Genomic DNA, 21,805 nt, shown 5'->3' with positions numbered 1-21,805 from the left:
GATCTTGGGGCTAGGCTGCTGAAGCTTCATGGCGGGCGGATACGGGGACGTGGATGGCGACGAAGGAGGCGGCCGGGTTCAGGGCCTGGCTGTACAAGGGGTGGGACCGCTCGTCCGGCCCGCACGCGGTGCAGGCGCACAAGCCGCACAAGTGGTGGCGGGTCATGTGCCTGACCGGCGTCGACTACTTCTCGACGCTGGGTTACCAGCCGGGCATCGCGGCGCTGGCCGCCGGGATGCTCTCGCCGATCGCCACGCTGGTGCTGGTCGCCTTGACGCTGTTCGGCGCGCTGCCGATCTACCGGCGGGTGGCCGCGGAGTCGCCGCGCGGCGAGGGCTCGATCGCGATGCTGGAGCGGCTGCTGCCGTGGTGGGCGGGGAAGCTGTTCGTCCTGGTCCTGCTGGGCTTCCTGGCCACCGACTTCATGATCACCATTACCCTCTCGGCGGCCGACGCGACCGCGCACGTCACCGAGAACCCGTTCGCGCCGTCCTGGCTGCACGGGCAGGAGGTGGTCATCACGCTGGTGCTGATCGCGGGCCTGGCGGCGGTGTTCCTGAAGGGCTTCGCCGAGGCGATCGGCGTGGCGGTGGTCCTGGTGACGACGTACCTGACGCTGAACCTGGTCGTGGTGGGCTCGGCGGTCTGGCACGTGATCACCGAGCCGGTGAAGGTGACGAACTGGTGGGACGTGCTGACCACCGAGCACTCCAGTCCGTGGATGATGATCGCGCTGGCGCTGCTGGTGTTCCCGAAGCTGGCGCTGGGCCTGTCCGGTTTCGAGACCGGTGTGACGGTGATGCCGCAGATCAAGGGCGGCCCCAATGACACCGAGTCGAAGCCGCTGGGACGCATCCGGGGCACGAAGAAGCTGCTGACCACCGCCGCGGTGATCATGAGCGTGTTCCTGATCCTGTCCAGCTTCGCCACGACCGTGCTGATCCCGCACGCGGAGTTCGAGAAGGGCGGCGAGGCCAACGGACGCGCGCTGGCCTATCTCGCCCACGAGTACTACGGGGACGCCTTCGGCACCGTCTACGACATCTCCACCATCGCCATCCTCTGGTTCGCCGGAGCCTCGGCGATGGCCGGGCTGCTCAATGTCGTCCCGCGCTACCTGCCGCGTTACGGCATGGCCCCGGAGTGGACGCGGGCGGTGCGCCCACTGGTCCTGGTCTTCACCACCATCGCGGTCCTGGTGACGGTGTGGTTCAAGGCCGATGTGGACGCCCAGGGCGGCGCCTACGCCACCGGCGTGCTCGTGCTGATGCTCTCGGCGTCCTTCGCGGCGACGCTGGCCGTGCGCCGCCGCCGCAAGCGCAAGACGATGTACCTGTTCGGGGTCATCACCCTGGTGTTCGCCTACACGACCGTCACCAACATCGTGGAACGGCCCGAGGGCGTCAAGATCGCCGGGCTGTTCATCCTGGGCATCCTGATCGTGTCGTTCATGTCGCGGCTGCGGCGGTCCTTCGAGCTGCGCGCCTCGCGGGTGCTGCTGGACCCGATGGCCAAGAAGCTGATCGTGGAGGCCACCAGGGACGGGGTCATCCGGGTCATCGCCAATGAGCCGCACGAGCGCGATTCGGCGGAGTACACCGAGAAGGAGATGAGCCAGCGCTCCGACACCCACATCCCCGCCGACGACCCGGTGCTGTTCCTGGAGGTCACCCTGCAGGACAGCTCGGACTTCACCACCGAGCTGCTGGTCACCGGCGAGCGCCGCTACGGCCACCGGGTCCTCAAGGTCACCAGCCCGGCGGTGGCCAACACCATCGCCGCCGTCCTGCTGCACCTGCGCGACCACACCGGCGCGCTGCCGCACGTCTACTTCAACTGGACCGAGGGCAACCCCATCGTCCACCTCGCCAAGTTCTTCCTCATCGGGGACGGCGAGATCGCCCCGGTGACCCGCGAGGTCCTGCGCCGCGCGGAGAAGGACCTCTCCCGGCGCCCGCACGTCCACGTAGGCTGACCGGCATGCCCGCCACACACGTGCAAGCCCCGGCAGAGCAGTTACCGCGTCACGGCCCGAGGGTCTTCCTCGCGGGCGGCATCACCGGCGTCACCGACTGGCAGTCGGCGGCCGTCGCGCTGTTCGACGCCGGCCCGCGCCCGGTGGTGCTGCTGAATCCCCGCCGCGACGACTTCGACGTCACCGACCCCGCCATGGGCGCCGGGCAGATCGCGTGGGAGTACGCGATGCTGCGGGCCGCCGACGCGGTCCTCTTCTGGTTCGCCGACGGCGGCTCGGTGCAGCCCATCACCCTCTTCGAGCTGGGCGCGACCGCCGAGCGGGGTGTGCCCATCGCGGTCGGGACCGACCCGGCCTACCCGCGCGCCTTCGACGTCCGGGAGCAGTTGCGCCTGCGGCGGCCGGAAGTGGAGGTGCGCACGCGCCTGGAGGACGTGGTGGGGGACGTGTGGCGCGCGGTGGGGGAGTGACGGCAAGCCGAAGGCCCCCGGGGTGATCCCCGAGGGCCCGTGCCTCAGTCCGCCGGTCCGATTCCCGGTGTCCCGATAAGTCCTTCGCTCGTCTCAAAAGTCCAAGCCGGATGCGGGTTACGCCGCCTCCAGACCCCCGTCACGCGCCAGGTCCCGCAGGCGCGCCAGCGCCTGGATCTCCAGCTGCCGGATCCGCTCCCGGGACAGCGAGAAGCGGTTCGCGACCTCGGTCAGCGAGTGCTCCCGTCCGTCCTCAAGGCCGTATCGGGCCTTCACGATCCCCGCCGAACGGTCGTCCAGGTGCCCGAGCATGAGATCGATGCGCTCACGCTCAAGCCCGGCGATGACCACGTCCTCCGGCGACGGCTCGTCGGAGTCGGCGACCAGGTCCCCCAGGTTGGTGTCGCCGTCATCGCCGATCGGAGTGTCCAGCGAGACGGTGTCCTGCGACCAGCGGATCAGCTCGTTGACGCGCTCGACGGTCACGCCCAGCGCGGCCGCGATCTGGTCCGGCTCCGGGTCGGCGCCGAGTTCACGCGTGAGCTGACGGGCCATGTTGCGCATCCGGTTGACATCCTCGACCAAGTGGACGGGGAGTCGCACGGTGCGCTCCTGCTGGGCGATCGCCCGCGAGATGGCCTGCCGGATCCACCAGGTCGCGTAGGTGGAGAACTTGAACCCCCGCTGGTAGTCGAACTTCTCGACGGCGCGCACGAGGCCGGTGTTGCCCTCCTGGATCAGGTCCAGCATGGGCATTCCGCTTCGCACGTACCGGCGGGCGATCGACACGACCAGCCGCAGGTTGGCTTTGATGAACTGCTCTTTGGCCCTTTGGCCTTCGAGCACAATGCGGTTAAGCTCGGTGGCGGTGGTACCGTTCGGAACCCGACCCTCGGCCAGCAGGTGCTGGGCGTAGAGTCCCGCTTCAACCGCCCTGGCGAGATCGACCTCGCCGGCCGCGTCCAGCAGCGGGGTCTTCGAGATCTCGTGCAGGTACACGCCGACCAGGTCGCGCTCTTCTGCGACCTCGCCAGTACGGATAGCCGTCGTTGCCGTGTCCACGCTCAAGGGTCCTCCAACCTCGTTCGTCCCCCATCGCACCGGTGGTGCCATCTGAACAACAGATGGGCCGGAGCGTTGATTCCGCCTTCGGGGTCAGTGATGCATGCCTTGCGTCACTCGTTACCCGAAGGTGACGTTCTTGAGACGCACTCCGGGGGCATTCATGACGTCCAATGCGGCGGACGTCACTCCAGCGGCCCTTCGTTGATCTCGTCTACCTACAGCTACACGCGTTATCCCGGGAAAAGGTTGAGTGTCCACCCAATAGAGGTGACGCTCACTTCCTGTGACGTGAGCCACCCTCGCCTACCTGGACGGCGTCCGCCGCCCCCGGACCGCGCCCGCGGTGGCGGCCAGAAGCCCCGCCGTGTGATCGCGGCCGCGCGCGGCCAGGCCTACGAACAGGCAGTCGATGACGGTCAGCTGCGCGATGCGGCTGGCGGTCGCACCACTTCGGTACGTCGTCTCCCCCGCGGCCGTGGTCAGCACGTGATCGACGACACTCGCGACCGCCGACCGGGGGAAGTTCGTGAGGGCGACGGCCGTCACACCCCGCTCACGGGCGAGACGAAGGACATCCACGATGTCGGTCGTCTCCCCGGAATGGGTGATGCCGAAGGCGACGTCGCCGGGTCCGAGGAGGGCGGCCCCGGTGAGCGCGGCGTGCACGTCGGTCCACACGTTGGCCGTGCGTCCGATGCGGTGCAGCTTCTGATGGAAGTCGGCGGCCACGAAGCCCGAGGCGCCCACACCGAACACGTCGATGCGGCCGGCCGAGGCCAGCGCGTCGACGACCTTCGTGCACACGTCGGCGTCGAGCTGCTCGACGGTGTCGGCCACCGCCCGCGCGTCATGGAAGCCGATGGTGGCGATGATGCGCGGCATGTCGGCGTCGGCGGGAATGTCACCGCCGACGACCTCCGGGTCCGGCGCCGTGGGCCTGCGCGCGACCGCCTCGGCGGCCCGCAGACGCAACTGGCGGTGACCGGTGAGCCCGATCGACCGGCAGAAGCGGATCACGGTGGCCTCGGAAGTGTGCGCGGCCGCCGCCAGATCGGTGATCGTGTACGTGGCCAGCGCGGCCGGATCGCCGAGGATGGTCGTCGCCACCCGCTGCTCGGCCTTGGGCAGGGACGGAAGCACGCCGCGGATCTGCGCTATGAGATCGACCGACGGCGTGGACGCACCGGTCCCTTGTTTCGCCACAGTGAGGACGTTACGGCCAAATGACAACCGTGGTCAACTCGGCCGAAGGTGTCGCGCCCGCGACCGGAACGGGTCGTATTCTCGACGACGTGACGGATCTCTTGGTGTGGATCGACTGTGAAATGACCGGCCTCGACCTGGGCGCCGACGCCCTCATCGAGGTCGCCGCCCTGGTCACCGACCCCGACCTCAACGTCCTCGGCGACGGGGTCGACATCGTGATCAAGGCCCCGGACGCCGTCCTGGACGCCATGGACCCCTTCGTGCGCGACATGCACGCCCGCTCCGGGCTCACCGAAGAGGTCCGCGCCTCCGCCGTCACCATGGCCGAGGCCGAGAAGCTCGTCCTCGACTACATCCGCGAGTGGGTCCCCGACCCCCGCACCGCCCCCCTGTGCGGCAACTCCATCGCCACCGACCGCGGCTTCATCGCCCGCGACATGCCCGCCCTCCACGAGCACCTGCACTACCGCATGATCGACGTGTCCTCCGTCAAGGAGCTCACCCGCCGCTGGTACCCCCGCGTGTACTTCAGCCAGCCGCAGAAGGGCCTGGCCCACCGCGCGCTCGCCGACATCCGCGACAGCATCCGCGAGCTGGAGTACTACCGGCGCACGGTGTTCGTCCCGCAGCCCGGTCCCGACTCCGAGACCTCCCGGGGCGTGGCCGCCGAGCTGATGGGCGCCGAACCGAAAGAGCCGGGACGGGAGTGACGCGAGATTCGGGAAGCACCCACCGGGGTATCCGGGACGCATGGGTATCGGTGGTTCCATCTTCCTGATCGTGCTCGGCGCGATCCTCGCCTTCGCGGTGCAATGGGATCCCGGGTGGCTGAACCTCCAGGCCGCCGGGATCATCCTCATCCTCGCCGGGATCCTCTGGCTGGTGCTGTTCTTCCGCATCTGGAACAGGCGGCGCCGCCGGCGGGTCACCGTCATCGAGCAGCGCCGGGTCCCGGAGACCATCGTCGAGGAACGGCACGTAGTGCAGGAACGGGGTCCGAGGCGGGCCTACGAGGACGAGACGCCCACGACCGTGCAACCGGAGGTCGTGGAGCGCCGTCGCCGCCGCTAGATGTTCTTGTTGAGCCACTGCGGGTGGGCCACGATCCAGTCGTCGAGGGTGTCCTCGCGCAGCGCCTTGTAGAGCGCTTCGGCGGCCGTCTCCTGCTCGCCGGGCATGGAGACCACGTAGCTGGTGCCGTCGATGGTCTGCGGCTGCGATGGGACCTTGACGGTGGTCAGCTTCGAGGAGTCGATGCCCTTGAGCGCCACGGCGTAGTCCACGGCGGTGTAGCCGCCGAGGCTCACGGTGATCTGGTCGCCGATGCCCTGGATCAGCTCGCCGACCTTGAGCGGGTTGGTGAGGTAGCCCTGCTCCTTGGCGCGCTTGAGGATCTGCTTGATGAAGTGCTGCTGCATGCGCTGGCGGCCGTAGTCGCCCTGGCCGTACTTGGGGTCCCAGTTCGGGTTGTCGGTGTCGTAGGCGTAGCGTTCGCGGACGATGCCCAGGGCCAGCTCGGTGTCGGTGTAGAGCTTGCAGCCCTTCTCCACCTGCTTGCCCTGCGGGTGGAGGAGGGTCATGTCGAAGGGGACGCACAGCTCGACTCCGCCGAGCAGGTCCACGACGTCCTCGAAGCCGGCGAAGTTCACCACGGCCGCACCGTCGAACTTCAGCCCGGTCAGCTCGGTCAGGGCGCCCTCCAGGCCCTTCACCGACTCGCCCATGTCCTTGCCGCCGACGGTGAAGGACGCGTTGATCTTGTCGGTGCAGGGGCCGCCGCCGTAGCACCTGGGGATGTGCACGCGCAGGTCGCGCGGGATCGACAGGATCGTGGCGGCGGTCAGCGACTCGTTGACGTGCAGGATCATGATCGTGTCGGACTGGGCGGCGTCCCAGCTGTCGCGCATGTCCGAGCCGATCATGATCAGGTTCAGCGGGCCCTTGAGCGGGTTCTCCGCCGCCTTCTCGGCCGAACCGCAGTCGGCGAGCAGGCACTCCTGGCCGACGGCGTTGTTGACCTTGTCGACCATGACCTTGACGTAGACGACCGCTCCGGCCGAGGCGGCGAACACGACGGCCCCGAAGGCGACGAGAATGCGCGCCCACAGGGGGGATTTTCGGGGCTTGTGGCGTCCCATGCTGCTACTCCGGGGTCGGGGGTGTTCCGAAGACTGACGCGCTGGGATCACGAGGGGGTTGCATCGCGGAGTAAACGAAACGGCGGTGCCCGAAATGCCCCCGCTCCGCGTGGGACGCGTCGCCGAGACGGGTTTCGCTACTGATCTTGCCACCGGGCCGGTCGCAGTTGAAAACGAAAACCGCCCCCGGACTGCGTTTCGGCAGTCCAAGGGCGGTTTCCCTTGGGGTGAGTGACGGGACTTGAACCCGCGACTTCCTGGACCACAACCAGGTGCTCTACCAGCTGAGCTACACCCACCATGCGCACCGCATCTGCGGCGACGGCTAACTATAGCGAGGGTCCCCGGGGGGTTCGCCACCGGGTTTCCCTCACCGAGGGAAACCCGGCCGGTCGCGCTCAGGAGCCGACGGTGGATCCGGCGGCGACCGGGTTGCGCATCAGCGGGAAGCGCGGGGGGCGGAACGCGGCGGGTTCCATGTGCCGGTTCCAGGCCGCCGAGCGGGACACGATGTTGGTCAGGCCCCACAGGAAGGCCAGGCCGGCCGCGCCGTACCAGATCGAGGCGCCGCCGTACCAGGAGCCGAAGTCGACCGGGGGTCCGGCGAGCAGTTCGCTCTGCGCCCAGAAGACCACGCCGGTGAGGACGGCGGCCAGCGCCGATCCGCCGATCGCCTCGCCCCACCAGGGGAGGGGGCGCAGCATGACGAGGTCGATGGCGACCGCGCCGCCCAGCAGCATGAACGGGACGGCCGAGGGCGGGAAGTCCGCCGCCGAGAGCAGGCCCCAGGCCACGCAGCGGTAGGCGACGTAGGCGGCGGCCACGGCGGTGGCGGTGTACTTCAGGCCCACCATCTTGCGGGCGATGACCAGCGCGATGAGGCCGACGCCGATGGCCCAGGCCAGGTACACCCAGGCCGGGATGGGCAGGGCGAAGGCGATGAAGGAGTCCTTGCCCAGGGGCATGCCGAGCTGCTTGGCGGCGAAGGCCCGCAGCTCCTCCTCGGCGTAGGGGGTGTTGCGGAGGTAGGCGGCGATCGACAGGACGCCGTACTCCTGGTGCTGGTTGGGGAAGAGGGTGTTCTCGAAGAACCCGAACCAGAGGGCGGCCATCGTGAAGCGCCACTCGGCCATCCGGTCGCGCGGCCCGAACAGCCAGTAGGCGCGCGCGGCGCCCAGCAGCATGATCGCGGTGCCGATGTAGAGACCGGCGTGGGAGAAGGACCAGGCGGTGATGTCGAGGCCGTTGACCGCGTGGTTGATGATGTCGACGGGGATGGCCAGCAGGAAGACCCCGGTGCCCAGCTGCATCAGCCGCAGCGAGACCTTGTCCACGCCGAAGCCGGTGTAGGTGTGGCAGGCGACCAGGACGACGACCATGACCGTGCCGATGGTGTTCAGCAGGTGCGGGGGCGCGAGGTCGTCGCGCAGCCACTTGAAGTGCCAGGACACGTCCCAGGTCGAGCCGAGGATCTTCAGCGCGAACGCGATGAGCCAGGTGCGGTAGACGATCCGCAGCATCCGCGGCCGGTCGGCTTCGGAGGGACCACGGCGGGCGTAGTCGATCCAGTCGATGGCGGCGGTGACCCGCTCCTTGAGCACTTTGATCTCCCCAGGACGATGTGTACGGCACGCATCATTCCCGATGCCGCACGTTCACGCCATGGGGGGATTCCCTGAGAGATCGTCACCCGATGTGCGAGAACCGGTCCAGGGCGAGCTGGAAGGCGTCGGAGCCGACGGCGATGGCCCGGCTGTAGGGGTACTCCAGTTCGTAGACGGAGAAGAGGAGCAGCGCGATCATGCTGGCCGCAGCGGTGACCACCGCCAGGTGCGCCGCGCGCCCGGGGATGCCGAAGAGGAAGAGGACGCCCATCACCAGCACCGCGCCGGCGATCATCACCAGCCACATCACGCCCGACAGGCCGTCGGAGGCGGTGGCCAGGCGTTCGGAGCGGGCGTCGTAGAGGACGCGGATCTGGTCGCGCCCGTCCTCCATGAGCGCGTTCTGCTCGTCGCCGTCGGGGACCCACGTGTTCCAGGTGGCCCGGATCCGGTCGGCGATCTGCCACCCGGTGTTGTCGACCGTCTCGTGCGCCCGCATCTGCGGCCATTCGGTGTTGATGACCTCGTTGGCGTAGTCGGCGCACAGGTCCTGGATCGCCACGCGCTGCGCGTCGGGGAGGCCCTGCGCGTCCCAGTAGACCTCGACCAGGGCCGCCGACTCGTTGTAGGTGGTGCGCTGCGCCTCCGACATCTGCTCCCACACCGCGATCAGCACGAAGGCCAGCACGATCGCGTAGAGGACACTGACGATCTCGAAGACCGATCCGGCGACCTCGTTGTACGGCTCGCGGGTCTGCGGTGGGGAGAACTTCTGCTGGATGAGGGCGATGGCGCCCGCCGCCAGTGCCGCGCCACCGACCACGAGGGCCCCGAGCAGCCATACGTTCATGCGCATCTCCTTGACTGGGGCTTCGTGGAGAGGCTGGCACTACTCCACAAGAGAGGGAAGTCTTCTGTCGACATCTCTTCAGATGTACGGGTTTACCGGCATTTTGCACTAGCTTGGTGACATCATGCGGGAATCTGTGGGTGAGTCGGCGCGGCGAACGAGCCGGATGCCGCTAATGCTCGCGGCGGCCGGTCTCATCACCGGGGCCGTCGTCTTCGGCCTGGCCGTGACCGGGACCGTGGTGCGCGACGAGGCCTCGGCCGCGCCACCCGCCCCGGCCTGCCTGACCTGGCACGATCGCGACACCGACGCCTACAAGGTGTCCAGAGTGGACCCCGCCAACGGCGCCCGGGTGACCGTCGGGACACTCCCTTACCGCGTCAACGCCGTCGGCCACCACGCCGGGCAGGGCGTCCTCTACGGACTCACCCCCGCCCGCGACGGCGGGCACACCCCGCACTTGGTGCGCGTCGACCCCGGCGGCCAGACCCGCGACCTCGGCGCCGTCAAGGGCGACCCCGAGCGCGGCCTCATGGGCGCCTACGTCGCCGACGTCGTCGGCGACCGCCTCGTCGTCCGCGCCGACAACGCCATCGTGTCCATCGACGTCGACCCCGGCTCGAAGACCTTCGCGTCCATCGTGAACGTCGCCCGCATCGGCTTCTACCCCCGCTTCGGCGACTGGGCCTACGACGGCACCGCCCTCTACGGCGTCACCGCCCAGGGCGGCGGCGCGCTCGTCCGCGTCGACCCCCGCAGCGGGCAGGTGAGCCTGAGCCGCCTGCGCGGACTCGGCGACGGTTTCTACGGGGCGGTGTTCATCAGCCCGGACCGCAAGCTCTACGCGATCAGCGGCGACAGCGACGACCGGGCCGCGATGTACCGCGTCCCCCTCGACGGCGGTGAGGCGAAGCTGGTCACCACCTGGCCGTCCTTCGACTCCACCGACGCCGCCTGGTGCGAGATCGCCGTCGTGCCGACCACGCCACCGCCGACCACGACCAAACCCACCCCGAAACCGAGCTCGCCCAAGCCCACGCCACCGGCGTCCTCCCCGCCCAGGACCTCACCGGCCGCGCCGGTCAAGCACGAGACGCCACCGGCCGCCCCGCCGCCACCGCTGCCGCCCGCGCTGGCCATGCCGATGCCGGAGGCCGCGCCGGTGCAGAAGCACCTCTCCGACGCCAAGCACCGCAAGCGGGCGATGATCGTCGGCGCGGTCCTGATGACCATCTCCGGCTCCGCCGGGGCCCGCTCGCTCCGCAGGCGCTAGTAAGGCGCGGGCCAGCCCATCTCCCGCAGCAGCGCCAGCAACCGCTCGCGCTCGCCCTTGAACGGGATGCGCAGGCTCGCCGCACCCGCGGTGATCACCGCGTGCGTGGCCGTTGCGGTGACCGCCGCGCGCTCCCGGCGGCACTCGCGCGTGACCGTGCCCGCCCGGTAGACGATCTTCCGCGCGCTCACCAGCACCTCGTGATGGCGCAGGTACACGCTCAGCCCGAGGTAGGCGACCCCGAGCGCGATGAACCACGGCACGAGCAGGCCGTGCCCGAGAGCGAACCGGCCCGGCTCCCACCCGCCGACGGTCAGGACCACCGGGACCAGCCCGATCGCCACCAGCACCCACAGCAGTGGGCTGCGCGCGCCGATCCGCCGCACCCCTTCGGCCAGCACCAGCGTCGTGGACCGCGACGGAGGCTCCTCCCGGGACTCCTCCACCACCGCCCCAGGCGTCCAGCCGTGCCGCACCAGCGCCCGCTCGAACTCCTCGCCATCGACGGGATGGACCAGCAGCATCGCCCGGATCGAGCGACCGCCCTCCAGCCACCGCAGGACCCGGGCATGCTGATTGGAGGCGACCTGAAGGGTTCCGGTGGGCGTGCGTTCGATGCGCTTCACGACCCTCGTCGCGCTGTGCGCCACGATCGCGTCATCGCCGATCTCCAGCCGCGTCGCCTGCCACCGGCGGTTCATCGGCCCCACCGCCAGCCCCAGCCCGATGACCACGACGGCCGTCCCGATACCCGCGTACCAGGACCCGCCCATGGCGAACATCGGCATGACGATGAGCGAACCGGCGACCAGGACCGCGGCGATACCGCACCCGCGCGCCTGGTTCCGCGCGGCCAGCTCCAGCATCGTCGGCTCGTTCATCGGCACAGCGTAGCCAGCACCCGCATCCCTCCGAACCGGCCGGAATCGTCATGACCCGTCACTAATGTGATGAGCGTCCAGCTTGGGGGGAGATGGCATGACCATGACCTTGACCGAACCCGCGGCCGCACCCGGCAGCCCGCCGGCACCACCACCCGCCCTCACCGCGACCGTCCGCCGCGCCCGCGACGTCGCCGCGTGGTGGCGGCGCCTCGGGCCGCGCGTCCGCGGCGAGGCGCTCGCGCGGTGGGCGGGCGTCCTGGGACGGCGCTCGCCGGAGATCACCGCGGTCATGCGGCTGGAGGGCGGCAAGAGCGACGCCGACGCCACCATCGAGCTCCTGGTCGCCGTGGAGCACCTGCGGTGGGCGGCGGCCAACGCCGGGCGGGTCCTGCGCGACCGCCGCGTCCCCGGCACGTGGCTGCTGCCGGAGCTGCGCGCCGGGCTCGGCTGGCAGCCCTACGGCGTCGTCGGCGTCATCGGGCCGTGGAACTTCCCGGTGCTGACGCCGCTGGGCTCGATCGGCTCGGCGCTGGCGGCGGGCAACGCGGTGGTGTTCAAACCCAGCGAGCACTCCGCCGAGGTCGGGCGGCTGCTCGCCGAGACGTGCGCGGAGGCGATGCGCGGCGCGCCGCTGGTGCAGGTGGTCGGCGGGGGAGCCGAGGTGGGGGAGGCGCTGGTGACCTCGGGCGTGGACAAGATCGCCTTCACCGGCTCGCCCGCCACCGCCGCGAAGGTCCTGGCCGCCGCCGCGCCTTCGCTGACGCCGGTGGCGGTGGAGGCCGGTGGCAAGGACCCGGCGATCGTGCTGCCGGGCGCCGACGTCGAGGCCGCGGCCGCGTCGGTGTTGTGGGGCGCGATGTTCAACTCGGGGCAGACCTGCATCGGCATCGAGCGCGCCTACGTCTGCGATGACGTCTACGACCCGTTCGTGCGCGCGCTGGTGGTCAAGGCCGCGCGGCTGACCGTGGGCCGCGACGGCGACCTGGGGCCGATGACGGTCCCGGCGCAGCTTGAGGTGGTCCGCGCGCACATCGCCGACGCGCTCGACCGGGGCGCGCGGGCCGTGGTCGGCGGGCTGGAGGCCGTCGACCCGCCCTACGTGGCGCCGACGGTGCTCATCGACGTGCCGCCGGAGGCGCTGGTGCTGCGCGAGGAGACCTTCGGGCCGGTGCTGCCCGTGGTCCGCGCCGCCGACGCCGGGGACGCCGTGGCGCGCGCCGAGAGTAGTGGCTACGGCCTGGGCGCGGCGGTCTACGGCCCGCCCGGCGAGGCGCGGGCGGTCGCCGCCCGGCTGTCCTGCGGGATGGTCGCGGTCAACGCCTCTCTCGGCTTCGCCGCTCAGCCGTGGCTGCCGTTCGGGGGACGCGGGCGGTCCGGCTCCGGGCGGATGCACGGCGAGGCGGGCCTGCGGGAGTTCGCGCTGCCCAAGTCGGTGGTGGCCAGGCGCGGGCGGCATCCGCTGGAGCTGACCACGTACGAGCGGGGACGGTACGCGCTGCCGTTCGCCGAGACGGTGCTGCGCAAGGTCTACGGGGGCCGGGGATGAGCGTCGAGGACCTGCTGTCGGGAGTCTTCCGGCGGATCAACCGCCGCTACGACTGGCATCAGTTGCCACTGCCGGCGGCGTTGCTGAACCTGGACGCCCTGCGCGTCGACCTGCGCCGGGAGAACCTGCACGACACCTTCGCCGCCGGTGGCGAGCGTCCCCGCGCCGCCGGGACCCTGTGCCCGTACCGCTCGCCCGACGGCTCCGGCTACGACGCCGCCGACGTGGACATGGGCCGCTCGGGCACCCGCTTCGACCGCAACTCCCCGCTGGCGATGACCTACCCGGACGAGGAGCGCCTGCTCACGCCCAGCCCGCGCGAGGTGAGCCGGGCGCTGCTGCGGCGCGAGCGGTTCCTGCCCGCGACCACGCTGAACCTGCTGGCGGCGGCCTGGATCCAGTTCCAGAACCACGACTGGTTCTCCCACGGCGACAACCACAAGGCCTCGCCGATCGAGGTGCCGCTGGCCGCGGGCGACGACTGGCACGAGTCGCCGATGCGCGTCCGGCGCACCCGCACCGACCCGCTGGCGCACACCGACGGGAGCGCGCCGCCGACCTTCGAGAACACCGTGACGCACTGGTGGGACGGCAGCCAGATCTACGGCTCGACGGCGGCGCGGCTGCGCGAGCTGCGGGCCTTCGAGGACGGCAAGCTGATCGTGGAGGGCGGGCGGCTGCCGGACGAGACGGCTCCGGGCCTGTCCGGCATCGACCTGACCGGCTTCGGCGACAACTACTGGGTGGGCCTGTCGCTGCTGCATCACCTGTTCGTCCTCGAACACAACGCGATCTGCGACCGCCTGCGGCGGCACTACCCGTCCTGGGACGACCAGCGCCTCTTCGACACCGCGCGCCTGGTGAACGCGGCGGTGATGGCCAAGATCCACACCGTGGAGTGGACGCCGGCGCTGCTGAACTGCGCGTCCCTGCGGGTGGGCATGGCCGCCAACTGGTGGGGCGTGGCCGGCAGGTACATCCGTGAGCACTACGGGCGGATCTCCTCCTCGGAGATGATCTCGGGGATCCTCGGCTCGGCCACCGAGCACCACGGGGCGCCGTTCTCGATGACGGAGGAGTTCGTCACCTGCTACCGGCTGCACCCGCTGATCCGCGACGACTACCCGGTCCGCTCCTGGCGCACCGGTGAGCTGCTCGACACCCTCGGCTTCGACGCGGTGCAGGCGGCGGCCACGCGCCCGGCCGTGGACGCCTACGGCCTGCCGAACCTGCTCTACTCCTTCGGCACCTGCCATCCCGGCGCGATCACCCTGCACAACCACCCGAACGCCCTGCGGGACCTGGCCCGGCTGTCGGGCGAGCGCGTGGACCTGGGCGCGGTGGACGTCCTGCGCGACCGCGAGCGGGGGGTGCCGCGCTACCGCGACTTCCGGCGGATGCTGCGGATGAAGCCGGTGGACGTCTTCGGCGACCTGTCGCCGGACGCGGCCACGGTCTCGCTGATCCGCGAGGTCTACGGCGGGGACCTCTCGGCGGTGGACACGATGATCGGGATGTACGCCGAGCCCAAGCCGAAGGGCTTCGCGATCGCCGACACCTCGTTCCGGATCTTCATCCTGATGGCCTCGCGGCGGCTGAAGAGCGACCGGTTCTTCACCGTCGACTACCGGCCGGAGATCTACACCCCCGAGGGCCTGGAGTGGGTGGACCGCACGGGCATGGCCGAGGTCCTGTGCCGGCACTTCCCGGAGCTGGCCCCGGCGCTGGACGGGGTGGCCAACCCGTTCTTCCCGTGGAACGGCACACCGCGGCCGTAGTACGCGAAGAGGGCGCCCCGGCGTGGGGCGCCCTCTGTCGTCGCACGTGTCAGACGCGCCGGTAGCCGTCCGGCGTCATCATGTCCACCGACGAGATCTTCACCGACTCGCCGGGCTGCGGCGCGTGGATGACCTTGCCGCCGCCCACGTAGATGCCCACGTGACCGAGGCCGGCGTAGAACACCAGGTCGCCGGGACGCAGGTCGCCCCGCGAGATCGGGGTGGTGGCGTTCCACTGGTCGACGGTGTAGTGCGGCAGGCTCACGCCCGCGGCCTTCCACGCGGCCATGGTCAGGCCGGAGCAGTCGTAGCCGCCGGGGCCGATGGCGCCGAAGACGTACGGGATGCCGATGGCGCCGTAGGCGAAGGACACCGCCGCGCCGGCCTTGCCCGAGACCGACGGGATCTCGCCGGTGTAGCTGGAGTCGGAGGTGCGGGCGCTCTCCTCGGCCTTCTCGTTCTCGATCTGCTCGCGCAGGTCGTCGCGCTCCTCGCCGAGCTTCTTGACGCGCTCGTCGGCGGCGGTGAACTCGGTCTTCAGGCCGTTCTTGGTGGCGTTGGCCTGTTCGAGGGTGGTGGTGGCGGCGTCCACGGCGCGGGTCTGCTCACGGGCCAGGTCGGACAGTGTCGTGAGGCGCGACAGGAGGGTGCCCTGCGTGGCGGGCGGGGCGCCGAGGAGGGCGACGGCGCCGTCGATGGTCTGGTCGGACCCGGCGATGGTCGCCTCGATGGCCTTGATGCGCTCGGCGAGGCCGTCGCGGTCCTCGACGGCCTTGTCGTAGTCGGCGGAGAGGGAGTCGAGCTTGTCCTGAGTGGACGGAGCGGCGTGGGCCACGCCGGGGAGGAGGAACGCGGCGATGGCGCCTCCGGTGAGCACGCTCGCGCACAGGGATGCGCGCAGCGTCTTGGGACGTGCCGGCAAGACGGCGACCTTTCTTCCATCAAGCCGCTTACCGGGTTAGCTGACGGGTTCGGGCCGGAAGTCGCCCTACCGCGCGATGAGCGCGGATTCACCCCAATACTCGGTGGTTCCCCGATTCACTCCGAGGAGTGATTCAGCGGCACCCGAACGGTCACCCCCCTCGCTGGGAGTGAGCAAAGCCGTACGGGCCCGGTCACGCTAACCGAGCGTGATGGCATTGCCTATGTTGCAGTGGAATAGACCACACGCAATACGTGGCGTTACCGGAGAGAACGGACGCGCTCTGAGAGGATGTCCCGATGTTCAAGGGTTTCAAGGAGTTCCTGTTCCGCGGCAATGTCGTCGACCTTGCCGTCGCGGTCGTCATGGGCGCCGCGCTGACCGCCGTCGTCAGCGCCTTCACCGGCGCCTTCCTCACCCCGCTGATCACGCTGATCACCGGCGGTGAGGCCAATGGCGGCAAGTTCACCATCGCGGGTGTCGATTTCCCCTATGGCACCTTCATCGACGCCTGCATCACCTTCTTCCTCACCGCCGTGGTCATTTACTTCATCGTGGTCGTCCCGGTGAAGAAGGTCCTGGAGCGGATGAAGCAGGAGGAGAAGGAGGAAGCGGACGAGAAGCTGGCCGTCCTGATCGAGATCAGGGACGCGCTGCGCCGCGACTCCGCTTCCTGACCTCCAGCAGCGCCGGGGGCGCCGGGGACGCGACGGCATCGCCGTCGGTGTTCACCCGCGCCCCTTTCGCGTATCCGGCGCTCTCGGCGGCCCCCATGAACCCGGTGGGGAAGACGTCCCCGGCGGCGCGGCGGGCGATGGCGGGCTCGTCGAAGGGGACCGTCGAAGCGCCCACGACGAGGTTGCCGAAGCGGCGGCCGCGCAGGACGGTCGTCCCGGCCAGCAGGCAGCGCTGGGCGAAGAACTCGCCGAGGGTGGCCACGATGGCGCGCGCGTAGCGCTGCTCGCCACCGTCCCCGGCGTTGAACAGGACCGCGCCGCCCGGGCGCAGGACGCGGGCGCACTCGGCGAAGAACTCGCGGGTGGTCAGGTGCGCGGGGGTGACGTGCCCGGCGTAGACGTCGACGACGATGACGTCGTAGCAGTCGCCGGGCGCGGCGGCGAGCTGCTCGCGGGCGTCGCCGATGCGCACCTTCACCTTCACCCGCTTGGGCAGCGGCGCCACCTCGCGCACGAGCGCGATCAGCCCGGCGTCGATGTCGACGGCCTGCTGGTAGGAGCCGGGCCGGGCGGCGGCGACGTAGCGCGGCAGCGTCAGGGCCCCGGCGCCCAGGTGCAGGACCCGCAGCGGGCCCGGCGGCAGCGCGTCCAGGACGTAGGTGAGGTGCCGGATGTAGTCGAACTCCAGCCGGTACGGGTCGCCGGTGTCCACATGGGACTGGTCGGAGTCGTTCACGCGCAAGTAGAAGGCGCCCGGCCGGTCGGGGTCGGGCGCCATCTCGGTACTCATGCGGCGATTATCGCCCACCGTCGATCTCTCGACGGCCGGTCGGTCATTTCGAGTAGGCCTGGAAGAGGTCGGTGAGCTTGGCGACGGTGGTCTTGGAGTCCACCGAGCTCATGCTCAGCGCGAAGGCGTCGTCGCTGCCGGCGGTGTAGTCGCCGGAGATGACCGTGCGCGCCATCTGGTACTCGTCCAGCCCCGACTTGCCCGAGCCGTTCCAGGGGTCCTTGAGGCCGTAGATCTCGGCGAACTTGTCCTCGACGGCCTGGCCGCCGCCGTCGGCGTCGTTGTCGATGAAGATGATCGAGTCGGCCCCGAACTCCGACTTGATGTCGTCGTCGAAGGTGCACAGGACCCAGGTGACCTCACCGTCGATCTTGTCGGTGATCGCGTTGAAGCCGGTGGTGATGGGGCCGGAGTAGACGGCGCCCTTCTGGGTGGTCCAGCACTCGTTCAGCGCGGGCTTCCAGGAGTCGAAGAACCCGCTCAGGGGGTAGGGGACCTCGCCGCCGTGCATCTTGGGGTCCTGGTCGAAGGCGTCGACGAAGCCGCGGCCGAGGAGGCCGGCCATGATGCTGGGCTTGACGAGCGTCCCGTAGCAGCAGAAGCCGACGATGCCGACCAGCACCAGCAGGATGATCCAGCCGGTCTTGCTGCGCCTGCGGCGCACCACCACCGGCTGCGGCGCGTGCGGCACCGGCACCGCGTAGGGCACCTGGATGACCTGCGGCGGGGGCGGCGCGGGCGCGGCCATCGGCATCGGCCGGGGCGGCGGCGGGCGGTGCTGCTGCACCGGCGGCAGGACCGGCGGTCGCGGCGGCGGGGGCGAGTAGGACGGCTGCGGCGGGCTGTAGGGGCGCGGCGCGGGCGTCACCGGAATCGACGAGACCGGGGGAGAGGACACCGGCGGCGCGGACATCGGCCGGTTGCTCATCGGCGGCGTCGACATCGGCGCGGGCGAAACCGGGGGAGCCGACATCGGCGCGGCCGACATGGGCCGGTTCGAGGGCGGCGGCGTGGGCGCGTTCATCGGCGGCCCGGACGCCGGGGGACGCGGCGGGGGAGGCGTGGGCGCCGACTGCGGGTTCTTGGCCGCGCCCAGCTTCGCCGCGCCCTCGGCGACGGCGACCTCGGGCTGCTCCAGCACGGTGGGCGGCACGCCCAGCCCGCTGTGCAGCATCCGCGCCACCAGCGGCACCCGGCTCGAACCGCCGACCAGGAACAGGCCCGACAGTTGCGCCGGCTCGATGCGCGCCTCGCGGATCACCCGCTGCGTCTCGGCGATCGCCCGCGCCAGCAGCGGCGTGGTCAGCCGCTCGAACTCGTCGCGCGTCAGATGCAGGTCGGTGTCGGTCTCCGGGACGTTCACCGGCGCGCTCGTGGTGCGCGACAGCGACTCCTTGGCGCCCCGCACGTCGTCCCACAGCAGCTGCCGCGCACGGCGGTCATTGGAGGTCTCGGGATTGGCCAGCCGCCGCCACAGCGCGGGATCGCGCTGCGCGATGAGCTGCCCCAGGTGGTCCACCAGCGCCGAGTCCAGGTCCACGCCGCCCAGGTCGGGCAGGCCACCGGTGGACAGCACGGTGAAGGTGTTCCCGTCACGCCGGACCACGGCCACGTCGAGCGTGCCGCCACCGAAGTCGAACACGCCCAGCGGGCGCCCGTCGGCGACCTGGTGCCCCAGCACGCTGGTGAAGTAGACGGCCGCGCCCACCGGCTCCGGGATCAGCCGGACATTGTGCAGCCCCGCCTGCGCGGCCGCGGTGGTCAGGATCTCCCGGCGGCGCGCGCCCCAGGCCGCCGGATAGGTCATCACCACGTCGGACGGGATCGAGCCCGCCACCCGCCGCACCTCGCTCACCACACGCCCGAGGACGGCGGCGAACAGGTCGGTCAGCTTGTACTCGCCATCGCCCAGCAGCACCGACTGCTCGTCGATGCGCTGCTTCGGGTTCGGCTCATAACGGGTCGGGTCGAGACCGGCGCGGCGCACCGCGTCCCGGCCGACCTGGATCGTCCCGTCGCCGTCGGCGTAGACGGCCGAGCGCAGCAGCGGAGTCCCGTCGTCGAACAGCATCGATTTCGTGCGGCCGTCCGGGTACGCCAGCACCGCGACCGTGTGCGACGTACCGAAGTCCACGCCAAGACGCACCGGGGTCTCCAATCCGTGAGGGGCGCCCACAGCATAGGCCGGGTGCGCGACAGCCCATGACCCGTGGGCCATGTCACTTCGGGTGCTTCCCGCTACCCCTTCGGACCGGTGTCGACCACCCCGATCACGGTGGAGAAGTGCTCGTGGGCGAGGTGCCGCAACCCCGCCAGGATCTGCTCGCCCACCACCGTGCCGATGACCGCGCCCTCCACGGCGTCCTCGATCGTCGGCCGCCCGGTCACCAGCCGCACCTCGGCCTCGGCGATCCGCTCGATCGTCTCGGCGTACAGCGGCAGCAACGTGGTCAGCTCGTCCTCACCGAGCTGGTACAGGGTCGCCAGCGAGTTCGCCACCAGCATCCGCGCCCGCCGGGAGTCGCCCAGCCAGCCGCGCTCGGCGATGAGCTCCTCGACGCGCTCCATGCCCCGCCGCTGCTCCTCGCTCATCTCGGCGTCGGGCTCACCGAACGTGGCGTGCGTGGCGGTGCCCATCGCCTCGTGGATGTTCTGGCCCTTGGCGTCGATGGCGTCGAGGAGCTCGCGCACACCCGCCACCGGCACACCGCCGACGTCGATCAGCGCGCGGATCAGCTTCAGCCTCCGCAGGTGCCTGGCGTCGTACTGCGCCTGGTTGGGGCTGGTGCGCTCGCCGGGATGGAGCAGCCCTTCCCGCAGGTAGTACTTGATCGTCGGGACGGGCACGCGGCTCTCCCGGCTCAGTTCGGCGATTCTCATCGGTTCTCCTCTTGCCTTCCCCGCCATCCTAGTGGATAGTTCGGGTATGGATACCGGACAGCAGCACTATCCACTTTCTCGGAGCGGACGGCTCCTGGCCGCGCTCCCGCGACCCGAACGCCTTCACCGGCCCCTGCTGGCCCTCGCCGTCCTCATGGGCGTCACCGGACTCGGCTCCGTCATCGGCCTCATCGTCGACGACCGCATGATCACGGGCCTGCCCATCTGGGCCAAGCCCCTCAAGTTCGCCATCTCCATCGCCGCCTACGCGCTCTCGATGGCCTACCTGCTCCCGCTCGTCCCCAAGATGAAGCGGACGGTGTGGTGGTCGGGCACGATCATCGCCCTCATGCTCGGCTACGAGATGGTGCCGATCGCCGGGCAGGCCATGCGCGGCACCACCAGCCACTTCAACGAGACCACCCCCTTCGACGCGGCGGTCTGGGAGACGATGACCATCGCCATCATCGTCATGTGGGTGGCCAACCTGGCCGCCGTCATCGTCCTGACCTTCGCCAGGATCGGCGACCGCGCCCTCACCCGCGCCCTGCGCTGGGGCGGGGCCATCGCCCTCATCGGCGTCGGGCTCGGCGCCATGATGCCCCCGCAGCGCAGCGGCGTCGACGGCATCGCCGGCGCCCACACCGTCGGCGGAGGCGACGGCGGACCCGGCCTGCCCGTCCTCGGCTGGAGCACCACCGGCGGAGACCTCCGCATCGCCCACTTCGTCGGCATGCACGCCCTCCAGGCGATCCCCCTGCTCGCGCTCTTCCTCGCCGGGCGCATCGCCGACGAGACCCGGCGCGCCCGGATCGTCCTGGTCGCCGCCTTCGCCTACGCGGGCCTCACCGCGCTGGTGCTGTGGCAGGCCCTGCGCGGCGAGTCCCTCGTCCACCCCAGCGCGCCGACCCTGCTGGCGCTGGCCGCGCTCGCGGTGGTCACGGTGGCGGGCGTCCTGCTCTCCGGACTGGGCGCGCGCCGCAGGGAGGCGGCCGCCGAGGTTCGCGAGCCGCAGAATCAGGCGGCGTGACGGCAGCCGTCCATGCCGAGCATGCCGCGCATGCGGCCGACCAGGTCGGCGCGGCAGCTCACCGGGGGAGCGAAGCCCACGCGGGCGTAGCGTCCATCGCCCATCGCGAAGGCCATGCCGTAGCGGTCGAGGCGGACCACTCTCGGCGGCCGGTCATCGGGACCGGCCGCCAGCCGCTTCCCGGCGAAGGCGCCGATCTGCTCGGCGTGGTGATCGGCCAGGTCGGCCAGCAGCTCGGCCTCCCAGGCGGCGACCGGATCGGGCTCGGCGGCCAGGTAGGCGTCCACGTCGACCTCGGCGAGCCCGGCCGAGCGCTCCAGCCGGACCTCGGCGACGTCCAGGCGGTGCAGCGTGTAGCCCTCGCCGAGCGACAGCAGGTCCCCGGCGGGGTTGACCTCGGCGAACTCCACGGCGGCCGCGCGGGCCTCCTCGCCCTCCAGCGGGCACGCCCAGCCCGACAGCCACAGGCGGCCCAGGCTCGGTGAGCCGGTGAGCGGCGGGACGTCGTCCACGCACAGCACGGCCGCCACGTCATCGCCGGGCCGGGCCAGGGACTCCGCAGCGGCGCCGCCGTCGCGGACCAGCATCAGCGTGGTCCCGTCGCGGAGGGTGGCGTGCCGCAGCCGCGCGGGCGCGTTGCGGGGCGTGCGGACGTAGCCGCCCAGCCTTCCGGTGGCGAGTGTGCGGGTGATCTCGGCCGGGCTCGGGTGCATGGG

20 protein-coding genes, 1 tRNA gene and 1 riboswitch are annotated in these 21,805 nt (G+C 70.7%); of the genes, 9 read left to right on the top strand and 12 right to left on the bottom strand.

Annotation, left to right across the window (positions count from 1 at the left end; genetic code table 11):
• Window positions 1–53: 53 nt before the first annotated feature.
• A complete protein-coding gene (locus QSK10_RS04410; RefSeq protein WP_285661279.1) occupies window positions 54–1,976 on the top strand; it encodes an APC family permease in 1,923 nt (640 codons plus the stop codon).
• A gap of 5 nt (window positions 1,977–1,981) precedes the next feature.
• Window positions 1,982–2,446, top strand: coding sequence for a nucleoside 2-deoxyribosyltransferase domain-containing protein (locus tag QSK10_RS04405; protein ID WP_285661278.1), 465 nt, complete (start codon window positions 1,982–1,984; stop codon window positions 2,444–2,446).
• Window positions 2,447–2,563: 117 nt separating this feature from the next.
• Here QSK10_RS04405 and QSK10_RS04400 read toward each other — a convergent pair whose 3' ends face one another.
• A complete protein-coding gene (locus QSK10_RS04400; protein ID WP_285661277.1) occupies window positions 2,564–3,514 on the bottom strand; it encodes a sigma-70 family RNA polymerase sigma factor in 951 nt (316 codons plus the stop codon).
• A gap of 300 nt (window positions 3,515–3,814) precedes the next feature.
• On the bottom strand, window positions 3,815–4,714 hold the full coding sequence (locus tag QSK10_RS04395) for a MurR/RpiR family transcriptional regulator (RefSeq protein ID WP_285661276.1): 900 nt from the start codon (window positions 4,712–4,714) through the stop codon (window positions 3,815–3,817).
• 89 nt (window positions 4,715–4,803) lie between these two features.
• Between QSK10_RS04395 and orn the strand changes: the two genes are divergently transcribed.
• Window positions 4,804–5,427, top strand: a complete 624-nt coding sequence (gene orn / locus QSK10_RS04390) for an oligoribonuclease (RefSeq protein ID WP_285661275.1) — start codon at window positions 4,804–4,806, stop codon at window positions 5,425–5,427.
• Window positions 5,428–5,467: 40 nt separating this feature from the next.
• On the top strand, window positions 5,468–5,788 hold the full coding sequence (locus QSK10_RS04385; protein WP_285661274.1) for a DUF6458 family protein: 321 nt from the start codon (window positions 5,468–5,470) through the stop codon (window positions 5,786–5,788).
• Here the strand turns inward: QSK10_RS04385 and QSK10_RS04380 are convergent.
• The 4 genes from QSK10_RS04380 to QSK10_RS04365 form a co-directional block, all read right to left on the bottom strand.
• On the bottom strand, window positions 5,785–6,855 hold the full coding sequence (locus QSK10_RS04380; protein ID WP_285661273.1) for an LCP family protein: 1,071 nt from the start codon (window positions 6,853–6,855) through the stop codon (window positions 5,785–5,787). The two genes, QSK10_RS04385 and QSK10_RS04380, sit on opposite strands and share 4 nt — an antisense overlap.
• Before the next feature lie 223 nt (window positions 6,856–7,078).
• Window positions 7,079–7,154, bottom strand: a tRNA-His gene (locus tag QSK10_RS04375).
• A 99-nt stretch (window positions 7,155–7,253) separates the two neighbouring features.
• Window positions 7,254–8,456, bottom strand: a complete 1,203-nt coding sequence (locus QSK10_RS04370) for a hypothetical protein (RefSeq protein ID WP_285661272.1) — start codon at window positions 8,454–8,456, stop codon at window positions 7,254–7,256.
• A gap of 85 nt (window positions 8,457–8,541) precedes the next feature.
• Window positions 8,542–9,309, bottom strand: coding sequence for a bestrophin-like domain (locus QSK10_RS04365; protein ID WP_285661271.1), 768 nt, complete (start codon window positions 9,307–9,309; stop codon window positions 8,542–8,544).
• Window positions 9,310–9,475: 166 nt separating this feature from the next.
• Here QSK10_RS04365 and QSK10_RS04360 point away from each other — a divergent pair, with 166 nt between their 5' ends.
• Window positions 9,476–10,582 (top strand): DUF6923 family protein, encoded by a 1,107-nt coding sequence (locus QSK10_RS04360; RefSeq protein WP_285661270.1) that lies wholly within the window; start codon window positions 9,476–9,478, stop codon window positions 10,580–10,582.
• Here QSK10_RS04360 and QSK10_RS04355 read toward each other — a convergent pair.
• A complete protein-coding gene (locus QSK10_RS04355) occupies window positions 10,579–11,463 on the bottom strand; it encodes a hypothetical protein (protein WP_285661269.1) in 885 nt (294 codons plus the stop codon). The two genes, QSK10_RS04360 and QSK10_RS04355, sit on opposite strands and share 4 nt — an antisense overlap.
• Window positions 11,464–11,560: 97 nt before the next feature.
• Here QSK10_RS04355 and QSK10_RS04350 point away from each other — a divergent pair, with 97 nt between their 5' ends.
• Complete coding sequence (locus QSK10_RS04350; RefSeq protein WP_285661268.1) at window positions 11,561–13,012, top strand: aldehyde dehydrogenase family protein; 1,452 nt, start codon at window positions 11,561–11,563, stop codon at window positions 13,010–13,012.
• Window positions 13,009–14,790, top strand: coding sequence for a peroxidase family protein (locus QSK10_RS04345; protein WP_285661267.1), 1,782 nt, complete (start codon window positions 13,009–13,011; stop codon window positions 14,788–14,790). Before QSK10_RS04350 ends, QSK10_RS04345 begins: the two co-directional genes overlap by 4 nt.
• A gap of 49 nt (window positions 14,791–14,839) precedes the next feature.
• Here the strand turns inward: QSK10_RS04345 and QSK10_RS04340 are convergent, their stop codons facing one another.
• The gene (locus QSK10_RS04340; protein ID WP_285661266.1) at window positions 14,840–15,712 is read right to left on the bottom strand and encodes a C40 family peptidase; all 873 of its coding nucleotides are present in this window, start codon (window positions 15,710–15,712) and stop codon (window positions 14,840–14,842) included.
• Window positions 15,713–15,721: 9 nt separating this feature from the next.
• Window positions 15,722–15,861, bottom strand: a riboswitch (cyclic di-AMP (ydaO/yuaA leader).
• 150 nt (window positions 15,862–16,011) lie between these two features.
• On the opposite strand from QSK10_RS04340, the gene mscL reads away from it, so the two are divergent.
• Window positions 16,012–16,389: a large conductance mechanosensitive channel protein MscL gene (gene mscL / locus QSK10_RS04335; RefSeq protein ID WP_285661265.1), complete on the top strand. Its 378-nt coding sequence runs from the start codon at window positions 16,012–16,014 to the stop codon at window positions 16,387–16,389.
• On the opposite strand, the gene QSK10_RS04330 is transcribed toward mscL, so the two are convergent.
• The 3 genes from QSK10_RS04330 to QSK10_RS04320 all read right to left on the bottom strand — a co-directional run bounded on the left by QSK10_RS04330 (window position 16,355) and on the right by QSK10_RS04320 (window position 20,059).
• On the bottom strand, window positions 16,355–17,179 hold the full coding sequence (locus QSK10_RS04330) for a spermidine synthase (protein WP_285661264.1): 825 nt from the start codon (window positions 17,177–17,179) through the stop codon (window positions 16,355–16,357). The two genes, mscL and QSK10_RS04330, sit on opposite strands and share 35 nt — an antisense overlap.
• A 43-nt stretch (window positions 17,180–17,222) precedes the next feature.
• Window positions 17,223–19,325 carry an Hsp70 family protein gene (locus QSK10_RS04325; RefSeq protein WP_285661263.1) on the bottom strand — a complete coding sequence of 701 codons (2,103 nt, stop codon included), beginning with the start codon at window positions 19,323–19,325 and terminating at the stop codon, window positions 17,223–17,225.
• Window positions 19,326–19,417: 92 nt separating this feature from the next.
• On the bottom strand, window positions 19,418–20,059 hold the full coding sequence (locus QSK10_RS04320) for a MerR family transcriptional regulator (RefSeq protein WP_285661262.1): 642 nt from the start codon (window positions 20,057–20,059) through the stop codon (window positions 19,418–19,420).
• 46 nt (window positions 20,060–20,105) lie between these two features.
• Here QSK10_RS04320 and QSK10_RS04315 point away from each other — a divergent pair, with 46 nt between their 5' ends.
• Window positions 20,106–21,089, top strand: coding sequence for a hypothetical protein (locus QSK10_RS04315; RefSeq protein WP_285661261.1), 984 nt, complete (start codon window positions 20,106–20,108; stop codon window positions 21,087–21,089).
• Here the strand turns inward: QSK10_RS04315 and QSK10_RS04310 are convergent.
• Complete coding sequence (locus QSK10_RS04310) at window positions 21,077–21,802, bottom strand: DUF2470 domain-containing protein (protein WP_285661260.1); 726 nt, start codon at window positions 21,800–21,802, stop codon at window positions 21,077–21,079. The two genes, QSK10_RS04315 and QSK10_RS04310, sit on opposite strands and share 13 nt — an antisense overlap.
• Window positions 21,803–21,805: the final 3 nt, after the last annotated feature.

Source organism: Actinorhabdospora filicis (assembly GCF_030269765.1).
Classification (GTDB): Bacteria; Actinomycetota; Actinomycetes; order Mycobacteriales; family Micromonosporaceae; genus Actinorhabdospora; species Actinorhabdospora filicis.
The sequence above is the reverse complement of the archived record's forward strand: the minus strand, read 5'-3'. Positions and strand labels throughout refer to the sequence as shown.